Genomic DNA, 19,571 nt, shown 5'->3' with positions numbered 1-19,571 from the left:
TAATACGATAGGAGAGGCTGGTGGATATTCAAAAGGCGATTGCTGCTGTTGTTGAGCGCCAAGATTTAAGTGGTGCCGAGATGCGCACAGTAATGAATGACATCATGACGGGAAAAGCCACACCAGCACAAATAGGTGGTTTTCTTATTGGCCTAAGAATGAAGGGTGAGTCCGTCGAGGAAATCACGGCGGCAGCACAGGTCATGCGTGAGTTGTCCAGTAAGGTGCGTTTGCCTCTTGAGCATGTCGTGGATACCTGTGGTACCGGCGGTGATGGTGGTAATTTATTTAATGTGTCGACGGCGTCTGCTTTTGTCGTTGCTGCCGCGGGTGGCAAAGTGGCAAAGCACGGCGGTCGGTCTGTGTCTTCTAAATCTGGTAGTGCCGATGTATTGGAGCAGGCGGGTATTTATCTTGGTTTGGATGCTGCACAAGTATGTCGATGTGTTGAGGAGATTGGTTTAGGTTTCATGTTTGCGCCGAATCACCATTCTGCTATGAAATACGCAGTTGGGCCTCGAAAAGAAATGGCGACTCGTACTATTTTCAATTTGCTTGGCCCATTAACGAATCCGGCTAATGCAAAGCGCCAAGTGATGGGGGTATTTCATCAGAAATGGGTGCGTCCGATTGCTGAAGTGCTAAAGGCTCTGGGCAGCGAACATGTGATGGTCGTTCACTCTGAAGACGGTTTGGATGAAATTAGTATTGCCGCGCCAACTTTTGTTGCTGAGTTAAAAAACGGAGAGATTACCGAATACTCAATTTCTCCAGAAGATTTTGGCATTCCGCTGCAGTCCATTGATACGATTCAAGCCGCCGATGCCTCAGAAAGTCTTGTTTTGGTGAAGACCGCCTTAGAGGGTAAAGGAAAAGTTAATCCGGCGAGAGATATTGTTGCTTTGAATGCTGGAGCAGCAATTTATGTTTCAGGCATTGCTGACACATTAGCGGAAGGGGTTAATATCGCCGAAGATGTGATCGGTGGAGGTACCGCCAAGGTTAAGATGTCTGAGTTAGCGAGTTTTACGCGTTGTTTTATGAGTCCTGACTCACTTTAATAATAGGAGCAGTAGCCTAATGCAAATAGAGACACCCACCATTTTAAAGAAAATAGTCGCTCGTAAATACGAAGAAATTCAGGAGCGTAAATCCCACACACCATACGGAAACTTAGAAGTGGCAGCGTCAGTGGCGAATGTCCATAACGCTCCTCGTGGTTTTGCTCATGCACTAAAGCACCAAATTGCCATTGGTAAGGCTGCTGTTATTGCTGAAGTGAAACAAGCGTCTCCGAGCAAGGGAATCTTACGTACTCCCTTTATTCCTGCCGATATTGCAAAGTCCTATGCAAAAGGCGGTGCAGCTTGTTTGTCAGTTTTAACAGACAGTGATTTTTTTAAAGGCCACGAAGAGTTTTTAGTTGCAGCGCGAGCAGCGTGTAAATTACCGGTTATTCGTAAAGATTTTATTGTTGACGAATATCAGGTTCTTGAGGCTAGGGCGATTGGAGCTGATTGTGTTTTGCTTATTGCGGCCTGTTTAAGTGGTAATAAGTTGCGTGAGTTGGATCAAATGGCGCGCGACTTGGGGATGGATGTTTTGGTTGAGGTGCATAATCGTTCCGAGTTAGATTTGGCGTTGGAATATACTCAGACTGAGTTGCTTGGTATTAACAATCGAGACTTGCATACCTTTGAATTAAGTCTTGATCACACATTTGAGTTGATGCGCGATGTCCCCTCTGATCGACTTATTGTTACTGAGAGTGGTATTCACACTCGTGATGACGTGGCCCTGATGCGTCAAAAAGGGATTCATGCGTTTTTAGTCGGCGAAGCTTTTATGCGCGCTGATGATCCAGGTGAAAAATTAGCTGAGCTGTTTCAGTCCTAGTGATGAGGGCGGCAGTCATAATAGAAGAATATAAGGTCAAAATATGAAAGCGAATGTGAGTTGGCAAGAAGATGTGCATTTTACCGCTGAAACAGGCTCAGGCTTCAAGGTAGAAATTGATGGTAATCAATTAGCTGGACCGAGACCTATGGAGCTAATATTGGCAGGTCTTGGTGGTTGCACGTCTTACGATGTGGTGGGGATTTTGAAGAAATCTCGTCAGGATGTGGTTTCTTGTGTTGCGCAAATCGATGCAGATCGTGCTGATTCTGTGCCTGCTGTGTTTACAGAAATTCGAGTGCATTTTGTCGTGTCGGGTCGTAATTTAAAAGAAAGCGTGGTGGCTCGCGCGGTAAAACTGTCAGCAGAAGAGTATTGCTCTGCTTCTCTTATGCTGGAGAAAGGCGGCGTGAAGATTGTTCATAGCTTTGAAGTGATTGAAGTGGAATAAACTTCTGCGTTGAAAAGTGTTTTTCATTAAAAAGAGCTTTAGGCTCTTTTTTTGTTGTTAGTTTGCCAGAAAACGGATGGCAAATGGTGTCCTCACCAGGACTCGAACCTGGAATAGCTGCTTAGGAGGCGGCCGGTATATCCCGTTTACCTATGAGGACGTATTTTAAAGAGAGTTTTATACCTTACTTTTGCCTAAAATACAAATTAGAGCCAAGTATAGTATTGATTCGTATGGCTTTTTAAGCCCTTCCTAGGGTGTGTTTGCTGCTGATAGGGCGAGTAGAGCCTCTGGCTGTATACACTTTATTTTTACTATTATGGCCTTGAAGCAGTTCGAAGAGATGTTTGTTGCGTTTCTGTAGAGTATTTAAAATACGGGCATTGGTATTGTTTTTGGTTTTACATTGTCTTAATAAGGTTTCGCACTCTTGCATAAGTAGGCGCACATTGTCCATGGCGCTATCTTGCAAGCTAAGCCAGTGTTTGAAGGCTTCTTCGGTGGGCTTTTTTCGGTCAACAACGTCAAATTTAATGAGAATATTAACCCTTTTCTCATTAAGTTGATTCATTTCATCTAACAGTGCTTGTTTTTGTTCCGCCAAACTTATAATGGTCTGGCTGTCTAACTCACCATAGGCAGAACGCTCATCATCAAGAAGCAAGGAGAGTTTTTCTAATATCTCTTTGCTTCTGACAAATATAGGGGCAATGGGGATCATAAGACAAACCGTTTAGAGACTGTGTTTAAATCACAGTCTAGAATAGCGAGTCCATAGAAGCCATATTATTCGCTAGCTTCTGTGTATCAATTTTGTATTCGCCAGCAGCGATTGCACTTTTAATTTTCTCAACTTTATCCATATCGACATCAGGCATGCTATTAATTTTAGATTGCTGATTTTGCAAAATCTGTGCCGTACCGCTTAGCCTAACGGTATCCTTAGCTAAAGTACCGCCACTTTGTACTGTACTTTGCTTTTCTGTCGCACTACCTGTCGCATCGTCTTTTTGCGATCGTTCGCTTTTATTGATCGTGCTCTGGTTTGATAGACCTGTAAAGTGTATTGCCATTGGGTTTTCCGCCCTTTTATGATTTGCCTGTCTATATTGTCGGCTGGGTCTACAGAAACTTTAATGAAAAGCCCAGAAAAAAAGCATTTAGATAAGTCGCCGATCAGTCTGTACTCAATAGTTTACAAGAACCTCACTGTCAGTTACAACTTTGGCGTATATAATTCGTTCAGAGCTGGTGTTTTGGACACGTATTTGTTGTCCTTTTACGCCATTCTCCAAAGCAACACCGTTCATTCTGACTATAATAGTGCCACTGCTTGCGGTAATTAAAACGAGATCGCCTTTTTTGACCAGCGTAGGTTGGTCTACAAGCGCGTCGGTTACGAAGGTGTTAATGCGTAAATTGCGTGAAGCGACCAGACCGTAGGGTGGGTTATTTTTGGTGTAAACTTGTCCTCTTAGGCTGGATATATCAACGTTACCTATGTCTGTGTTGGATTGAGTAATAACTTGTCCACGATTAATCGGAGTTGTGGTCTTGATAGCGGGAATCAAAATTTCCTGTGTGACGGGGATGTAGGATTTCCAAGTAGGTGAGTTACAGCTGATCTCATAGTTTGTGCGTTTGATGGCTTCGGGTCTTTGGTTGCTGATTTGAATTGCTTCGTCCTCACATTCGGGTAGATAATTTAGCGCAGCGAGATTATTTAAGGTGATGCTGATATCGGCCTCGGAGTATATTTTTGTCAATCGAGGGATTTCTACTTGATTGATGTAGTGATTAATTTGTTCTTCAGTGGATAAGGCGAATGATAGGCCTGTATGGAGACAAATGAAGGCTAGTGTTAGCCTTATTATTCGCATGATTCACTCTCTTTGTTTATGATTGGGTTATAAATAAGATAGTTAGTAAAAAAGTAAAAATCACTTTATCATTGGATGATGCATTTTAACAATTTTGAGGTGATACCTCATTATAATGTTTACACATTTTGGAGGCGTTTATGGCTGGAGTTCTGGATACTGTTAACCAACGTACGCAGCTTGTAGGAGAAAACCGACTTGAATTGCTGTTGTTTCGCTTAAATGGTAAGCAAATTTATGGCATTAACGTCTTTAAAGTCAAAGAAGTGCTTCAGTGCCCTAAATTAACGACTATGCCGCACAGCTCGCCAGTCGTTAGGGGCGTTGCTCATATACGCGGTGGCACCATTCCTATTTTAGACTTGGGGTTGGCGACCGGAGCAAGCCCAATGGAAAATATCAGCCAGTGCTTTGTGATTATTACGGAGTACAACCGTCGTATTCAAGGATTTCTAGTGCGTGGCGTAGAGCGCATTGTTAACATGAATTGGAGCGATATCCAGCCACCACCAAAAGGATTGTCGAATGACAATTATTTAACGGCTGTTTGTCAAGTCGATAAGGAAATGGTTGAAATTATTGACGTTGAGCAAATTCTTTCAGAAGTGGCACCAACTCGCCAGGATATCTCAGAAGGTATTGTGAATGCGGGTGTCACAGAAAATGCGCAGAAACATCATATACTAATCGTGGACGACTCTTCTGTAGCGCGTAAGCAAATTAAGCGCTGTATGGAGCAAGTGGGGTTTTCAACGACGGTTCTTTGTGATGGACGAGAGGCGCTTACCTACCTACAAAACATGGTAGCGGAAGGGAAAGATGTAACGAAGGAATTCTCAATGGTTATCTCTGATATAGAGATGCCAGAGATGGATGGTTATACGCTAACGACTTCTATTCGTAATGACAGTCGTTTGCAAGACTTGTTTATTCTGCTTCATACATCATTGAGTGGCGTGTTCAATGAGTCAATGGTTAAAAAAGTCGGTGCGGATGGTTTCTTGGCGAAATTTCAGCCAGATGAGCTGGCTCGATTAGCGATAGAAACGGTACAGGTTCAGTCTGAATAATGGTTGGGCTAGATGCTTTGTCTAGCCTTAAATGGAACCTGTAAAATATGGAGTTTTAATGCTCAGTAGTACAAATGCAATCACACCTAATGGGTATATTAGGTTTAGGGACTATCTGCAGAAAGCTTGTGGTATTTCATTGAGTGATAACAAGCAGTATCTGGTCGCCAGTCGTTTGGGTAAAGTCTTAGAAAGAGAGGGTTTTTCTAAGATTGAGCAGCTTGTTGATGCGTTAGAGAAATACGGAAGTTCCAAGCTGAAAGAAGAAGTCATCAATGCGATGACAACCAATGAAACACTGTGGTTTAGAGATATTCACCCTTTTACCATACTAAAAGACAGAGTCTTGCCGGAAATGACGTCTGGCCCTTTAAGAATTTGGTCAGCGGCCTCATCAACAGGCCAAGAACCTTACTCCATTAGTATGGTGATTGAAGAGTTTAAGTCGGCTCGCCCTGGCGTATTAAAAGCGGGTGAAAAAATAGTGGCCACGGATATTTGCACTAATATTCTTCAGCACGCTAAACAAGGTGAGTATGATAGTTTGGCCATTGCGCGTGGTCTTGGTCCAGATTTGCAGCGACGTTATTTCGATAAGATAAACGATTTAACGTGGAAGATTAAGCCACACCTAAGTTCTCGAGTTGAATTCAAGTATTTGAATCTTATTGAGTCTTTTTCTGCGTTAGGTAAATTCGATGTGATTTTTTGTCGAAATGTGCTGATTTATTTTACTGTTGATCTGAAGTTGGATATTTTGAAAAGAATGCACGCTTGTTTGAAGCCAGGAGGGTATCTGTTCCTTGGGGGTTCAGAAGCGCTAAGCGGTTTATCCGATTACTTTGAAATCGTACAGTGTCACCCAGGAATAGTGTACAAAGCCAAGTCCTTGTAATACGACAAAGCATATTCGTCTATTGTCTAAAGAGCCCATCAGATTTAACTGGATGGGCTTTTTTGTTTCTTTTGTTCTACTTTTAGATATTGCCGCTTTTTGCCACTCTTTGATGAATATAATTTAAGTCTTTGATTTTTAAGTGTTTTTTATTTTGGCACCATAATTGCTTAATACAGATCAGATAGATGACGTATTTTTGAGGATCAAATGGCCATATCTTTTGCAAGTGCCTTTGCGGGGCACGACAAAACACTTGAGTTTCGTAGCGCAAGGGCAGCGGTTCTAGCCAATAATATCGCCAATGCTGACACGCCAAACTATAAGGCCAGAGATATTTCATTTGATTCATTATTAAACGCTGAAAGTAGCCGATTGAAGCTTGCGGGTAGCAATCCTCGGCATATATCAGGGGAAGGGGTTGCTAGTGAGTCGGAAGAATTACTTTTTCGTAATGCGAATCAACCATCGTTAGACGGTAACACGGTCGATATGCAAAGAGAGCAGGCAGAATATGCGCAAAACTCTTTGCAATTTGATACGAGTTTTATGTTCTTGGATAGAAAAATTAGCGGCATGAAAAAAGCGCTTACTGGGAATTAATAACTATGTCATTAAGTAACATTTTCACTATTTCTGGGTCTGCGATGAGCGCCCAAACGGTTCGTTTGAATACAATTGCGAGCAACATGGCAAACGTAGACAGTGCTGCAAGTTCCGCGGATCAGACATACCGTGCTCGTAAACCAGTATTTTCAGAAATGATGAATGACAGCATGCGTGAAAACGGCTGGGGCAATGTTAATACTGATAACAGTGGTGCTGGTGTTGGAGTGAAAATTGATGGCATTGTGGAGTCTGACGCACCTTTGCAACCAAGATATGAACCAGATCATCCGATGGCAAATGAAGAAGGTTATGTTTTTTATCCCAACGTCAATCCGATGGAAGAAATGGCCGATATGATGTCCGCTTCCAGATCTTTTCAGACAAACGTAGAAATTATGAACTCAGCGAAAAGTATGATGCAAAAAATGCTCACGCTTGGTCAGTCATAGGAGCTGATATATGGCAAACATATCTGATACCAAAGGTCTGGGCGGGTTAATTTCCCAGTATGGGACCGATGCCGCTAAATCCAAAGCAGGTATTGAAAAGCCTGATGTGTCTAAAGCGGAAGAAGCGAGCGCACTAGCCGATCAAAATGTTTTTTTGAAGCTTTATATTGAGCAGTTGAAAGGGCAAGACCCTACTTCTCCACAAGACGCGAATGACATGGTGGCACAAATGTCTCAGTTTAGTTCGTTGGAAAGGCTTACCAGTATTTCTGATCAACTGGAAAACATGGCTACTTCGTTGACGTCCAATCAGGCGCTTAGCGCCTCAACTCTGGTTGGAAAGTCTATTTTAATGGACGGAAGTAAGGTGAAAGTGACAGAGGGTCTTGAGTCCGTTCAGTTGAGAACAGTGATACCGGATGGTTCTCAATCTGCCAGCGTTAAAATATACGATGCAGACAATCGTTTAGTCCGTACCGCTGCGCTGAACTCAGGGGAGTTTAAGTGGGACAAACTGGATGATGAAGGAAATCCTTTGCCGCCTGGTGAATACCGTTTTGCCGCTTCGTCAACCAATGAAAAGGGTGAGGTGTCAGCACTTACCACTCAGCTACCCACTCGGATTCAGGGTGTCACCATTAACGGTGAAAATGGCACGGTTTTAAATGTGGAAAACCACGGAAAAATCAAACTTACTAACGAATTAGAAATATTAGGGTAATTGGAGAGCATTATGGGATTCAATACTGCACTGTCTGGCATTAAGGCTTCTGCTGATTATTTAAGTGTTACCGGTAATAACATTGCCAACGCCGATACTACAGGCTTCAAGAAGTCGCGTATTGAGTTTGATGATCTATATAACACCAGTGTACTGGGTGCCGGTAGTGGTAATAGTATTGGTTCTGGTGTCAGTGTGAGTAAGGTTTCCCAAGAGTTTTCGGCGGGTAACATATCTTATACAGATAACAATCTAGACCTTGCTGTGGATGGTAGTGGTTTCTTTGTTTTAGATTCTGGTATTGCTCAATCCTATACGCGTGCAGGTAATTTTAAGTTAGATGAAAATGGTTTTTTGGTCACGAATACTGGCAGTAATGTTTTAGGATTTAATGCGGTAGATGGTGTTGTTGGTGGCAATTTGGAAGACTTAAAGGTGCCAACCGATAGGATTCCGCCAGAGCCAACCACGGCAATGGAGTTACAGGTCAACTTGAACTCAGAAAATGACGATGTGCCGGCTTTTATTCGAGCTGATTTTGATCCACTGAATCCAGATACCTATAATTTTACGCAAACTCAGGGCGTTGTAGACGGTAATGGACAAAGTCATATAGTGACTTATTATTATGCAAAAAGTGAGTTGCCAAACACCTATAAAGTTCATGCGACAGTAGATGGTAATTTGACGGATGAGACAGGCGCCGCGTTTCTGGGGGAAACTTTTGCAACCTTTAACTCTGCAGAAGGTGGTACGGATTATAATGGTGATGGTGTAGCGGAGCAGCCATTTGAGCTTCTGTATCTAGGTGCTACAGAGCCTAGTGAAGCAGACATAGCCGCTGCAACAAAAACACCTTTAGCAGTAGCTGGTACATTGGGTGGTGTGGCGATTGCTTCAGCTCTTGCGCCAGAAGAAGTGCGAGAGCCTACTGCAGTGGCCCGTGAAGTGTTCGATCCATTAAGTCCTGAAACTTATAATTATGGCAATACCAGAACGGTTTTTGACTCTTTGGGCGAACCGCACACGATGGGGTATTACTTTATTAAGCAGGGTGAAAATAACACCTACGAGCTTCGAATCACTCTGGATGGAAAGGAAAGTTATGTTGATCCTTTTACGGGTGAAGATACGCGCTTTTTAGAAAAAAATACGACCGTCTCTTTTGATCCAGCAGGTAATTTGCTGGGGGCTTATCGTGGGCTTCCTCCTTTTGGTGTTCCGCAGCCGATTACATTAGAAATTATGGGTGTGGATCCTACTAATCGTGGTCAAATTACGCCATTAGATTTGAAGGGTTCGACGCAGTTTGCTTTAAATAATACAGACAGTTTTGAGCAGAATGGTTTTTCGGCTGGAGAGTTGCAGGGTGTCTCTTTTGATAGCGACGGCTTTCTAATGGCTAATTACACCAACCAACAAACGGCAACACTTGGCCAGATTGCCTTGGCAACATTTGATAGTACTGACGGTCTTATGCCGACTGGCCACACTTCTTGGTTAGCAAGCAAGGGGTCTGGCCCCGCTGACATTGGCCGTCCGAATACGGGAACATTTGGAAAAATTCAAGGGGGCGCGTTAGAGGAGTCTAACGTTGACTTAACGTCTGAGCTTGTTGCGCTTATTGAGGCGCAGCGTAATTACCAAGCAAACAGTAAAACATTAGAAACAGAAAATACTGTCACACAGACGATAATTAACCTCCGCTAATTTTCTGGAGAGAGAAGATTTGGTGCCGGAACGGCCTTGCTGTTCCGGCTTTTTTTTTGCTTTTTTTATGCTCTGTGTAAGTTGGTACGATTTTTGATAGTAGTTAGCAATGTGATGTGAATTTTTGAGGAGTGTCGCGGTGGATAAAGCCTTATATTTGGCAATGAGTGGTGGTGTGCAAACCATGAATGCCCAAACAATACATGCTAATAATTTGGCCAATGTCAGCACGACGGGTTTTCGTTCTGACTTTGAGCAGGCTCGCTCCATGCAGGTCTATGGGGACTATTACCCAAGCCGTGTGTATGCCATGACTGAAAATCCCGCGACGCGATATACTCAGGGTGACATGATACAAACGGGGAGAAATCTCGATGTTGCGGTAACAGGCGATGGTTTTATTACTGTGTACGACGAAAGTGGTCAGGAAGCCTATACTCGTGCTGGAGACTTGCAAATTAATGCCGCGGGGCAATTGGTGACAGGACGGGGATTGCCTGTTGCTGGTGTGGATGGCCCGATTTTTCTACCACCGTTTAACAATATTAATATTACAGCAGACGGTTCTATTTCGATTGTTCCTCAAGGTGGCGCGGAAAATGAAGTCGCTGTACTTAACCAGATTAAGTTGGTTAATCCCGACCCGCAGAACTTACGCAAAGAAGAGGATGGTTTGATACATTCTCGAGATGGTCAAGAGTTTGATCCTGATCCAAATGTGCAGTTGGTTAGCGGATTTATTGAAGGCAGCAATGTTAATGCGGTTGAAGAGATGACCCACATTATGAACCTTGCGCGACGTTTTGAAATGAATGTGAAAATGATGGATACGATTCGCGATAATGCGGACTCTTCTGCTCGAATCTTACAGCGTTCAGTTTAAGTATCATCAATCTATAAAGAATAACGGAATGTAACAGAGGCGATTATGAATTCAGCATTGTGGGTGAGTAAGACAGGTTTAAGTGCGATGGATAAGCAGTTAAACGTAGTAGCCAATAACTTGGCTAACGTATCAACAACGGCGTTTAAAAAAGACAGAGCGGTTTTTGAAGATCTGATGTACAAAACCGTTCGTGCGCCAGGTGGTTTGAGTGCTCAGAATGCGGAATTACCTTCTGGTCTGCAGTTAGGCACAGGGGTAAAAGTTGGGGCGACTCAAAAAGATTTTTCGAACGGTGACTACAATATGACGGATAGGCAGCTTGATATCGCTATCCAAGGAAAAGGCTTCTTACAAGTACTGCAGCCCGATGGTACCATCGCTTATACGCGCGATGGTAGCCTTCAGCTTAACAGTCAGGGGCAATTGGTGTCGTCTGGTGGTTTAGTGGTTGAGCCAGGCATTCAGATCGATCCCGGTGCGGTTGAAATTATGATTTCCGAAGATGGTATTGTCTCAGTGCGAAACAGTGGTGATGTCGATGCTCAGCAAGTTGGTGCCATCAATATCGCTGGTTTTATCAATCCAACCGGGCTTAATGCCGCAGGACAGAATTTGTTTACGGAAACGAATGCGAGCGGTCCCCCGATTGTAGGTGTACCTGGCACGGATTCATTGGGTACGATTGCTCAGGGGATGTTGGAAGCGTCGAACGTCAATTCTATTGAAGAGCTGGTGAACATGATTACGACTCAACGAGCTTACGAGATGAACTCCAAAGTGATTGCCTCTGCCGACGGTATGATGAGTTTTGCAATACAGCAATTATAATAACGTGTGGAATATGATGAAGATTAAATTTGTTTTCTTGATTTTGTTCAGCGCTTGCTTGTCAGGCTGTCTTTCTTGGGATGTTAACGAGCAAGCGGTAGCCAATGCCGCTGCGGCGGGTGCGGCAGCGGCCGTGACGGATGCTGTGATTGATGCGGTAACCGACGAAGAGGCGCCACCTGAAGAGGCTGCTGAAGTACCGCGTAAAGGTTACGTGCCTGATCCAAATGATCCGTTGAACGGACCACAAATCAGTCAATCGATTCAATCCGATGACCCTTATTATGCGCCCGTTTACCCAAATGGCATGACGCCTTCTCAAGCGCCAACTGGGGGGATTTATCAGGCTAGTATGGGGGATGTGTTTTTCGGTGACCAAAAGGCCAGTAAAGTTGGCGATATCCTCACAATAAATTTGAATGAAACGACGACGTCAACAAAAGCCAATGCGGCGACTGTTTCCAAATCTTCTTCTGCTACCATTGAGAATCCAACGGTGCTGGGACAAGAGCTCAAGGTGGATACGACACTTCCACAGCAAGGAACAGACTTCTCCGGTAATGCTTCTGCTAATCAAAATAACAGTTTGAGCGGAACCATTTCAGTGACCGTGTTTCGAACTTATCCGAATGGTCTTTTGGCTGTACGCGGTGAGAAGTGGCTGCGTTTAAATCAAGGAGATGAATACATACGTTTCTCTGGGGTGGTGCGTAAGCAAGATATTTCTCCGAACAATACCGTTGATTCCGAACGGGTGGCGGATGCGAGAATTACCTATTCAGGTACCGGTGATGTGGCCGCTGGAAGTGAGCAGGGTTGGGTGAGTCGTCTGCTTAATTCTAGTGATATGCCTTATTAATTTAATGATTTTAATAGTCGAGAGATTGGTTTCTCTCAATAGGTGATGTGATGAAGTATGCAGCGCTAATTGTCTTATATTTCTTGTCTTTTTCTGTTCAGGCTGAACGCTTGAAAGACATTGCCAGTGTTCAAGGCGTTCGAGAAAACCAATTGTTTGGTTATGGCTTAGTGATTGGTCTAAATGGCACAGGTGACAGTACTCCTTTTACCAATCAAAGCTTTGCTAGCATGCTATCGCGTTTTGGTGTGACTTTGCCTGAAGGGGTCAGTGCGACATCGAAAAATGTCGCGGCGGTCTCTTTAACGGCAACGCTACCTGCTTTTTCAAAACCAGGGCAAAAAATTGACGTAACCGCCTCCTCGATAGGTAATGCGAGTGCGTTGCGAGGTGGAACCTTATTATTATCAACATTAAAAGGGGCAGATGGTGAGGTATACGCCATTGCTCAAGGTAATTTAATTGTTGGCGGTTTAGGAACGAATGGGGCCGATGGTTCTCGGACTTCTGTCAATGTGCCTACGGTTGGTCGTATACCAAACGGCGCAAGTGTAGAGCGCATGGTTCCAAGTAGTTTTAATACCGGTGATACCTTGACGTTTAACTTAAATCGTCCAGACTTTACGACGGCTAAGCATGTATCGGATAAAATTAATGACTTGCTCGGGCCTGGAGTAGCGACCACGCTTGATGCAACTTCGATACGAGTATCAGCACCCAGGGATTCGAGTCAGCGTGTGACATTTTTATCTATTCTTGAAAACCTTGAGGTAGATGTGGCGGAGGAGCGTGCGCGGATTGTTGTGAATTCTCGTACTGGCACTATCATCATTGGTCAGCATGTCAAAGTGTCTCCGGCGGCAATCACTCACGGTAGCTTATCTGTGACAATAAGAGAAACGCCGCCTGTGGTTGGACAAGATGGTACAACAACTGGTGGGGAAACCATTATATCCCCTCGTGAGGGGATAGAGATTGCCCCTAATAGTGGCCGTATGTTTGTTTTTGACCCTGGTGCTTCGCTAAATGATATTGTGCGAGCCGTTAATCAGGTTGGTGCGGCGCCTGGGGATGTGATGGCGATTCTAGAGAGTTTGAAGCAAGCTGGTGCGATTAACGCAGATTTGGTTGTGATATAGGTGATCGGTTTTTATGATGAACTCAGTACCCCCTAAACAAGATTTTTTTGCTGATTTCTCTACATTAACGGCGTTAAAAACTAAGGCTCAGCAAGATCCAGATGCTGCGTTGGAAGTTGTTGCTCAGCAGTTTGAGTCTATTTTTATCAATATGTTGCTCAAAAATATGCGCAGCACGAATGAAGCAATAGGGAGCGATCTTTTTTCCAGTGCTCAAACCAAGCAGTATCAAGAAATGATGGATTCCCAGATGTCTCAAGCTTTATCTAAGTCTGGTGGCATAGGTTTATCGGAAGCGCTTATCCGTCAATATCAAAACCAGCAGCAAGGGAGTGTCAGTTCTCCTGGAGCAAAAGAGCGGGGTGATACAGACTTTCTTAATCAAGTGGCTAAGCAAGATCTGGCGAGGATTCAGGCTCTGGCCCATCGTGCCTCAACAGAATTTATTGAGTCGGTTCAACAAGAAGCGAAACAGCAATCACAGAATATTGCCCATGTTAATGCCCAGTCGACTCAACCTTCTCCATCCGCTATTTCCGTTGTGTTTGATTCACCAGATGAGTTTGTTGAGCATTTATGGCCACATGCCCAGCGCGCAGCGGAAAAATTAGGTGTGAATCCGAAGGCCGTACTTGCACAGGCCGCTTTGGAAACTGGTTGGGGAAAGTACCCTATTGCCAAGGAGAATGGCGGGGCGAGTTTTAATGTATTTGGTATTAAAGCTGACAGTCGCTGGCATGGAGATCGCGCGGTGGTGAATACTCTAGAATTCCGTGATGGCGTAGCAAAACGAGAAAAAGCGGCATTTAGAGCATATGACTCTTTTTCTCAGAGCTTCGAAGATTATGCGGATTTTCTGTCCTCAAGTGAGCGGTATAAAGATGCCCTTAAAGCGGGAGATGACGCGTCAATGTTTGCCGCTTCCCTTCAAAAAGGTGGCTACGCGACGGATCCTAAGTACTCCGATAAAATTGATAGCATCCTCTCTAGTAAGTGGTTTAAAGGCTTACCACAATAAAATAAGACAATTCTTATCTTTGGTAAAGTTCTTGCATGAGTAGCCGATAACGCTAAAGGTTATTTCTGACAAACGTACTAGGGGTGTGAGCTATGGGCTCAAGTTTATATTCAATTGGTTTATCTGGACTGCAGTCCAGTAATGCCCGTATTAATACGACGGGGCAAAATACGGCCAATGTGGATACTGAGGGCTATAGCCGTCAAAGAACAGACACCGCTAGTTCGCCTGTCGGTGGTGTTGTCATTCGTGATACGGCTCGTCTGGTTGATAATTTTGTGAGTGGACAAGTGCGAGCAGATACGTCTGACTTTTCCTATCATGATACTTACCATTCTCTGATGACAATGTCCGACAGTTTGCTTGCCGAAGACAGTGTTTCTCTTAATGGCTATTTGGATAAGGCATTTAGTGCATTGCAGAATGCGAACAATGATCCTACTTCTTCATCGCTTAGAGAGCTTGCCTATTCCAGTTTAAATAATCTTGTGAATCAGTATAAAACTCTTTCAGGCTTGGTGACTAATCAAGAAAATCTAGTTAAGGAGCAACTGTCAACTTCTCTGACTGATATAAATGCCATAACGACAAAAATTTCTGATTTGAATGGTAAAATTTTACGAGAAGAAGGGTTGTCCGCTTCGCCTGCAAATGAGTTGCGTGATCAACAAGAGTTGTTAGCAAAAGATCTCTCTAAATATCTGGACATCAATGCTCAATTCAATGACAAGGGATTAATGACGATTCAATTAATGAACGGTCAGCCTTTGGTGATGGATCAAAACCCAACTGAGTTGAAGGTGGTTCAAAACCCTTTAAGTCCAAAGAAAATTGACCTTGTTGTCAGTTTTGGCAACTACAGTGTTGGTTTGAAAACCGAGAGCCTGGGTGGCAGTGTTGGTGGATTAGTAGACTTTCGTACGGAGTTTAGTGATTACGCCGATCGAACTCTAGGGCAGCACGCGATAGCCATTGCCGATGCCATGAATACACAAAATGCCAAAGGACTGGATGCGAACGGCGACTTTGGCAGAGATTTATTTTCTTTGGGAAAAATAGACATTTATTCCAGCAAAGACAATATTCAGAAATTATCTGATATCTCGGTTCGGGTATCTCCTGGGGAAGCGTCTAAAATTACCACAGATACTTATGAGTTAAGCAGAACCGATGATAATCGTTTTGCTATTACCAAATACAACTTGAATGATAGAGCGATTGGTCAATCGACCGTATTTGATCTGTCGAGTATGACTCCTGATAGTAATGGGTATTACAAAATAGAAGAGTTGGGACTTGATATTCGCGTGGGCGATTTGAATGCGATTGACCAAGATGATGTATTTCGTTTTACACCAACCGCTAACGCTGCAGCCACTCTTGGCATACAGGCAAAAAATGGTGATGCGTTGGCGCTGAGCGCTCCAGTGGGAGCGACAACAAATTCAGATAACCTATCCGATGCAAGAATATCGGTATCAGCTGTGACCAATACTCGCCCAGATTCCTCAGCGTTTTCAGCAGATGGTTCTCTTTATCCAAGTTCACCCCATCAGATTTATTTTACATCGCCTAGTTCGTATGTCGTTCGTGACGCATCCGGAACGGAGCTGGCTTCTGTTAGTAACGTTTTTCAATACAGTAATTTATTAGAGCAGGCGGGCTTGGCAGAGGACGCTGGATTTGATGTGTCGGTCTCGTCCATGCCGCAACAGGGTGATGAGTTTTCTATTAGTACGGATGATGTGGGGCCATCTGACAATGTGAATGGCCTGGCACTAATAAACATACAGAACCAGTCATTGGTGGAAGGAAAAGCCAGTTTGACAAAAGCATTTGCAGGCTTTGTTTCGTATGTTGGAACGAAGACGGCGGAATCAGCTGGTCATGCACAATCCAGCGAAGTGATTATGAATGACAGTATTAACCGTCGCGATAGGTTATCGGCGGTGAGTCTTGATGAAGAAGCGGTAAACCTTATGAAATATCAGCAATCTTATTCTGCTTCTGCTCAGGTTGTCACGGCTGCTCGTACGACGTTTGAAACGCTATTAGGGATCATGAGGTAACTTTATGCGAGTGACGAATAATCTCATTTATAGTCAGTCGAGCAGAGCGATTGGTCAAGCCAACGAAAAAATTCTGAACGCGCAAGAGAAAATCTCGGCGCAAACTGACATTGTTAGGCCAAGTGATAATCCAGTTGGCGCGAGTCAGATATTAATGTACGAAGGCAGTAATAATCGCCTAAAAATATTTGATGAATCCATCAAGATGGCAACCAGCAATTTAGAATATCAGGAAGTCGCTCTAGAGAGTCTGAATGATTCTTTAGATGATGTCCGTACGCTTTTTATGCAGGCACAAAACGACATCAACACACAGGCAGACATTGATGCGATCGTACAAGAAATAGCCTTGATTACGGGGTCAATGGCTGAGTTGATGAACTCAAAGAGTGCCGATGGTAACTATATTTTTGCTGGCACTGATACACAAGGCCCTCCTTTTATATTGAACAGCGAAGGTCGTTACCAGTGGGCTGGTAATGAAGGTCAGAAATTTGCTCAAATTTCTGAAGACATGAGAATTCCCGTTTCAGATTCAGGAAAAAAGCTGTTTCAAGATATTTGGACCAGTCGAACCTTTTCATCCCAAGTGACTGGTGGAGATGTTTCTCTCACTGCGAAAGTAAAGCATCAGGGAGACTTTAATCAGTTTATTGAAGACTATTATGACCCTGAAAATCCAGCAGCTAACCAGTATCGTTTAACAACGCTACCTGTTATGGCAGAAGGTGCGGTTGCTGACCCAATAGAGCCCTATACAGGATCTGATACCAAAGCAGATCAAGATCGTCGTCGCGCTTTGGATGGCACACCAGGCTCATACAGTATTACCAATAGTCTTGGAGAGGTTGTGTCTTCAGGGTCTTATACCGCAGGTAAGCCTATTACTTTTGCTGGAATGACCTTCCAATTAAGTGGTGCTCCGGGAGCGGTGGTCGATATTGCTTTGGATAAGCCAAGACGTGATAACGTATTAAATGAAATTAATGATACTTTGGCGGTATTGAGTAACACCATGTCTAGCTCTGATGAGCGTCAGAAAGCTTTTTATGATGCGACCACCAGTATTAATAATGCGCAAAGAAAAGTCAGTGAAGGTCGTTCTTCTGTGGGGGCAAGATTGAATATCCTTCAGGATCGGACCAGCTTTAGTTCAGCAAATCAATTATCAAATAGCGTTGCGCAAGATCGCATTGGTGGCTTGGATATTGCGGCGGCTGCCACTGAGTTGACCATGAAAGAGTCTGCACTGAGTGCGTCACAAAAAGTGTTTACTCGTATGAACAATCTTTCTCTTTTTAATAAAATGTAATCATTAGGGTATGAGATAAAAAATGCCAGCATTTAACATAGAGTCTTGTTTTGGGGCTGATATTCATGTTGGGTATTTCGATATGGAAGAAATACTGGATATTATGCAACTCAAAGACAAGATTGTTGGCAGTAAACGGGTGCAAAGCTTAATTAAAATGCACGGTCGAAGAGACAGAATTGTCAGTGTTGCGATGCGACAAGTGACTTTTGATGTGTTACGACCTGTCTTAGATGCAGAATTTTTGCCTTACGATCCATACTTTTCCCATGATAAGTTACTCAGCAGCCGACGTGAAAGGCTGTATGATGCGCAAGAACGATTCCTGCTTTTGTGTTTGTCTATTGCTAATGGTCGATCTGTCAAAAGTCTTAAAAAGCTTAATCCTGATTTGAATACCAAAGAACTCCGTATTAAGCATACCAAAGGGCAAAGCTTGTTCCGTTACTTCAGGCAAGAGCTGAATGAGCAGACTCGAGAGTACATCTTGAGTTACAAAGCTCGAATGGAGAATAAGGGTGCTGATGGTTCGGCAAAAGAAAGTGCTGATGGCTCGGTAAAAGAGAGTGCTACTACTGTTGCCGAGTTAGAGCAAAAGCACGCTCTTTCGGCTGCCAACAAAAAAGTGACTCTCGAAAGTAAGTTTGTTCCAACGTCTTTTGACGATGAAACTGTAATCGCGCTTAAGTTGTTTCAAGATGGGTATTCTTTGTTGTCTTTGCAAGTCGAGCGTTTTAAGCGCGGTGAGCAACTGGATATGCCGGAGTTGATGAAGTTTTGTCGTCGTTTAATTGAATCTCACACACGAAACAACTTTTCTTTAATGGCCATACGCCACATAAAAGATGCGTCCATTTATTTAGAGCAGCATGCCATGGGTATGGCGGTCCTTGGTATCCACTTTGCCAAAGCAATGAAGTTATCGAATACCTACATTGAAGTGATTTCTCTTGGCGCTTTGTTATTCGACTTGGGGCGTTTTCGTTTGCCGATGGCCATGGTGACAAAAACGACAAAAATGACCGACAGTGAGTTTGACTTGTTTCGCAAACACATCCAGTTTGGTGAGCAGATTTTGCAGAAATGTGAGGGGATACCTAAGGCTGTTTTTCAAATGTTAACAGATCATCATGAAAAAATAGATGGGTCTGGTTATCCTGCAGGTAAACTGGGGGATGAAATATCGGTTTACGGTAAAATAGCTGCGATTATAGACGCTTATGATGCTATGACCTCAGAGCAGCCCCATAAACCCTCGATGGGACCTATTAAAGCGTGCCAGCAGATGCAAAAGGAGTCAGGGTTGGCATTTGATAAGCAATTGCTTTCGGTCTTTTTAAAGAGTATTGGCTCTGTGCCTGTGGGGTCATGTGTGCAGCTTTCTAATGGTCGAGTCGGATTTGTACTGACGTTAAATAAATCCTTTCAACCTGCGCTCATCCGACAGGTATACAGCATAACAAATAGAGCTTTTGTGGCGGCTTCAGATATTGAGTTGAATAAGTCTGCCAACCTTAGAACAGAAGTTGTGATTGAAAAAGAAGTCGACCCGCAAGCTTTTGGTTTGCAATTTATTAATCATATCTCATAACTCCGTTCTCCGTTCTCCGTTCTCCGTTCTCCGTTCTCCGTTCTCCGTTCTCCGTTCTCCGTTCTCCGTTCTCCGTTCTCCGTTCTCCGTTCTCCGTTCTCCGTTCTCCGTTCTCCGTTCTCCGTTCTCCGTTCTCCGTTCTCCGTTCTCCGTTCTCCGTTCTCCGTTCTCCGTTCTCCGTTCTCCGT

General features: G+C 43.7%; 20 protein-coding genes and 1 tRNA gene. 17 read left to right on the top strand and 4 right to left on the bottom strand.

The genetic code is table 11. The features are described from left to right. Positions 1 to 20: 20 nt before the first annotated feature. From trpD to DKT73_RS08295, 3 genes are read left to right on the top strand one after another with little or no spacing between them, the layout of a single operon-like run. Positions 21 to 1,061 (top strand): anthranilate phosphoribosyltransferase, encoded by a 1,041-nt coding sequence (trpD, locus tag DKT73_RS08305; protein WP_111638095.1) that lies wholly within the window; start codon positions 21 to 23, stop codon positions 1,059 to 1,061. A gap of 19 nt (positions 1,062 to 1,080) precedes the next feature. Beyond that, positions 1,081 to 1,896 carry an indole-3-glycerol phosphate synthase TrpC gene (gene trpC, locus DKT73_RS08300; RefSeq protein WP_111638094.1) on the top strand — a complete coding sequence of 272 codons (816 nt, stop codon included), beginning with the start codon at positions 1,081 to 1,083 and terminating at the stop codon, positions 1,894 to 1,896. 43 nt (positions 1,897 to 1,939) lie between these two features. Next, positions 1,940 to 2,347 carry an OsmC family protein gene (locus DKT73_RS08295; RefSeq protein ID WP_111638093.1) on the top strand — a complete coding sequence of 136 codons (408 nt, stop codon included), beginning with the start codon at positions 1,940 to 1,942 and terminating at the stop codon, positions 2,345 to 2,347. 84 nt (positions 2,348 to 2,431) lie between these two features. Here DKT73_RS08295 and DKT73_RS08290 read toward each other — a convergent pair. The 4 genes from DKT73_RS08290 to flgA form a co-directional block, all read right to left on the bottom strand. Then, a tRNA-Arg gene (locus DKT73_RS08290) sits at positions 2,432 to 2,507 on the bottom strand. Positions 2,508 to 2,588: 81 nt separating this feature from the next. After that, a complete protein-coding gene (locus DKT73_RS08285) occupies positions 2,589 to 3,068 on the bottom strand; it encodes a flagellar protein FlgN (protein WP_111638092.1) in 480 nt (159 codons plus the stop codon). Positions 3,069 to 3,105: 37 nt separating this feature from the next. Continuing rightward, entirely contained in the window at positions 3,106 to 3,420 is a 315-nt protein-coding gene (flgM, locus tag DKT73_RS08280) for a flagellar biosynthesis anti-sigma factor FlgM (RefSeq protein WP_111638091.1), read from the bottom strand. A 114-nt stretch (positions 3,421 to 3,534) separates the two neighbouring features. Then, a complete protein-coding gene (flgA, locus tag DKT73_RS08275; protein ID WP_111638090.1) occupies positions 3,535 to 4,227 on the bottom strand; it encodes a flagellar basal body P-ring formation chaperone FlgA in 693 nt (230 codons plus the stop codon). 140 nt (positions 4,228 to 4,367) lie between these two features. Between flgA and DKT73_RS08270 the strand changes: the two genes are divergently transcribed. The 14 genes from DKT73_RS08270 (at position 4,368) to DKT73_RS08205 (ending at position 19,383) form a co-directional block, all read left to right on the top strand. Continuing rightward, the gene (locus tag DKT73_RS08270) at positions 4,368 to 5,297 is read left to right on the top strand and encodes a chemotaxis protein CheV (RefSeq protein ID WP_111638089.1); all 930 of its coding nucleotides are present in this window, start codon (positions 4,368 to 4,370) and stop codon (positions 5,295 to 5,297) included. A 58-nt stretch (positions 5,298 to 5,355) separates the two neighbouring features. Beyond that, a complete protein-coding gene (locus tag DKT73_RS08265; RefSeq protein ID WP_111638088.1) occupies positions 5,356 to 6,192 on the top strand; it encodes a CheR family methyltransferase in 837 nt (278 codons plus the stop codon). 210 nt (positions 6,193 to 6,402) lie between these two features. Further along, positions 6,403 to 6,795 carry a flagellar basal body rod protein FlgB gene (gene flgB / locus DKT73_RS08260; RefSeq protein ID WP_111638087.1) on the top strand — a complete coding sequence of 131 codons (393 nt, stop codon included), beginning with the start codon at positions 6,403 to 6,405 and terminating at the stop codon, positions 6,793 to 6,795. Between the two features lie 5 nt (positions 6,796 to 6,800). Further along, the gene (gene flgC / locus DKT73_RS08255) at positions 6,801 to 7,250 is read left to right on the top strand and encodes a flagellar basal body rod protein FlgC (protein WP_111638086.1); all 450 of its coding nucleotides are present in this window, start codon (positions 6,801 to 6,803) and stop codon (positions 7,248 to 7,250) included. A 10-nt stretch (positions 7,251 to 7,260) separates the two neighbouring features. Continuing rightward, positions 7,261 to 7,971 (top strand): flagellar hook assembly protein FlgD, encoded by a 711-nt coding sequence (locus DKT73_RS08250; protein ID WP_111638085.1) that lies wholly within the window; start codon positions 7,261 to 7,263, stop codon positions 7,969 to 7,971. A gap of 12 nt (positions 7,972 to 7,983) precedes the next feature. Next, complete coding sequence (locus DKT73_RS08245) at positions 7,984 to 9,681, top strand: flagellar hook-basal body complex protein (RefSeq protein ID WP_111638084.1); 1,698 nt, start codon at positions 7,984 to 7,986, stop codon at positions 9,679 to 9,681. Between the two features lie 139 nt (positions 9,682 to 9,820). Continuing rightward, the gene (gene flgF, locus DKT73_RS08240; RefSeq protein WP_111638083.1) at positions 9,821 to 10,564 is read left to right on the top strand and encodes a flagellar basal-body rod protein FlgF; all 744 of its coding nucleotides are present in this window, start codon (positions 9,821 to 9,823) and stop codon (positions 10,562 to 10,564) included. Positions 10,565 to 10,609: 45 nt separating this feature from the next. Then, entirely contained in the window at positions 10,610 to 11,395 is a 786-nt protein-coding gene (flgG, locus tag DKT73_RS08235; RefSeq protein WP_111638082.1) for a flagellar basal-body rod protein FlgG, read from the top strand. A 13-nt stretch (positions 11,396 to 11,408) separates the two neighbouring features. Further along, positions 11,409 to 12,254 carry a flagellar basal body L-ring protein FlgH gene (locus tag DKT73_RS08230; protein WP_111638081.1) on the top strand — a complete coding sequence of 282 codons (846 nt, stop codon included), beginning with the start codon at positions 11,409 to 11,411 and terminating at the stop codon, positions 12,252 to 12,254. A 50-nt stretch (positions 12,255 to 12,304) separates the two neighbouring features. After that, positions 12,305 to 13,393, top strand: a complete 1,089-nt coding sequence (locus DKT73_RS08225) for a flagellar basal body P-ring protein FlgI (RefSeq protein WP_111638080.1) — start codon at positions 12,305 to 12,307, stop codon at positions 13,391 to 13,393. A gap of 13 nt (positions 13,394 to 13,406) precedes the next feature. Then, on the top strand, positions 13,407 to 14,411 hold the full coding sequence (flgJ, locus tag DKT73_RS08220) for a flagellar assembly peptidoglycan hydrolase FlgJ (RefSeq protein ID WP_232827821.1): 1,005 nt from the start codon (positions 13,407 to 13,409) through the stop codon (positions 14,409 to 14,411). Positions 14,412 to 14,503: 92 nt separating this feature from the next. Further along, positions 14,504 to 16,480, top strand: coding sequence for a flagellar hook-associated protein FlgK (flgK, locus tag DKT73_RS08215; RefSeq protein WP_111638079.1), 1,977 nt, complete (start codon positions 14,504 to 14,506; stop codon positions 16,478 to 16,480). 4 nt (positions 16,481 to 16,484) lie between these two features. Beyond that, positions 16,485 to 17,792 (top strand): flagellar hook-associated protein FlgL, encoded by a 1,308-nt coding sequence (flgL, locus tag DKT73_RS08210; RefSeq protein WP_111638078.1) that lies wholly within the window; start codon positions 16,485 to 16,487, stop codon positions 17,790 to 17,792. Between the two features lie 22 nt (positions 17,793 to 17,814). Then, a complete protein-coding gene (locus tag DKT73_RS08205) occupies positions 17,815 to 19,383 on the top strand; it encodes an HD-GYP domain-containing protein (protein WP_111638077.1) in 1,569 nt (522 codons plus the stop codon). Positions 19,384 to 19,571: the final 188 nt, after the last annotated feature.

It is taken from the genome of Marinomonas shanghaiensis, from assembly GCF_003259175.1.
GTDB lineage: Bacteria > Pseudomonadota > Gammaproteobacteria > Pseudomonadales > Marinomonadaceae > Marinomonas > Marinomonas shanghaiensis.
The sequence above is the reverse complement of the archived record's forward strand: the minus strand, read 5'-3'. Positions and strand labels throughout refer to the sequence as shown.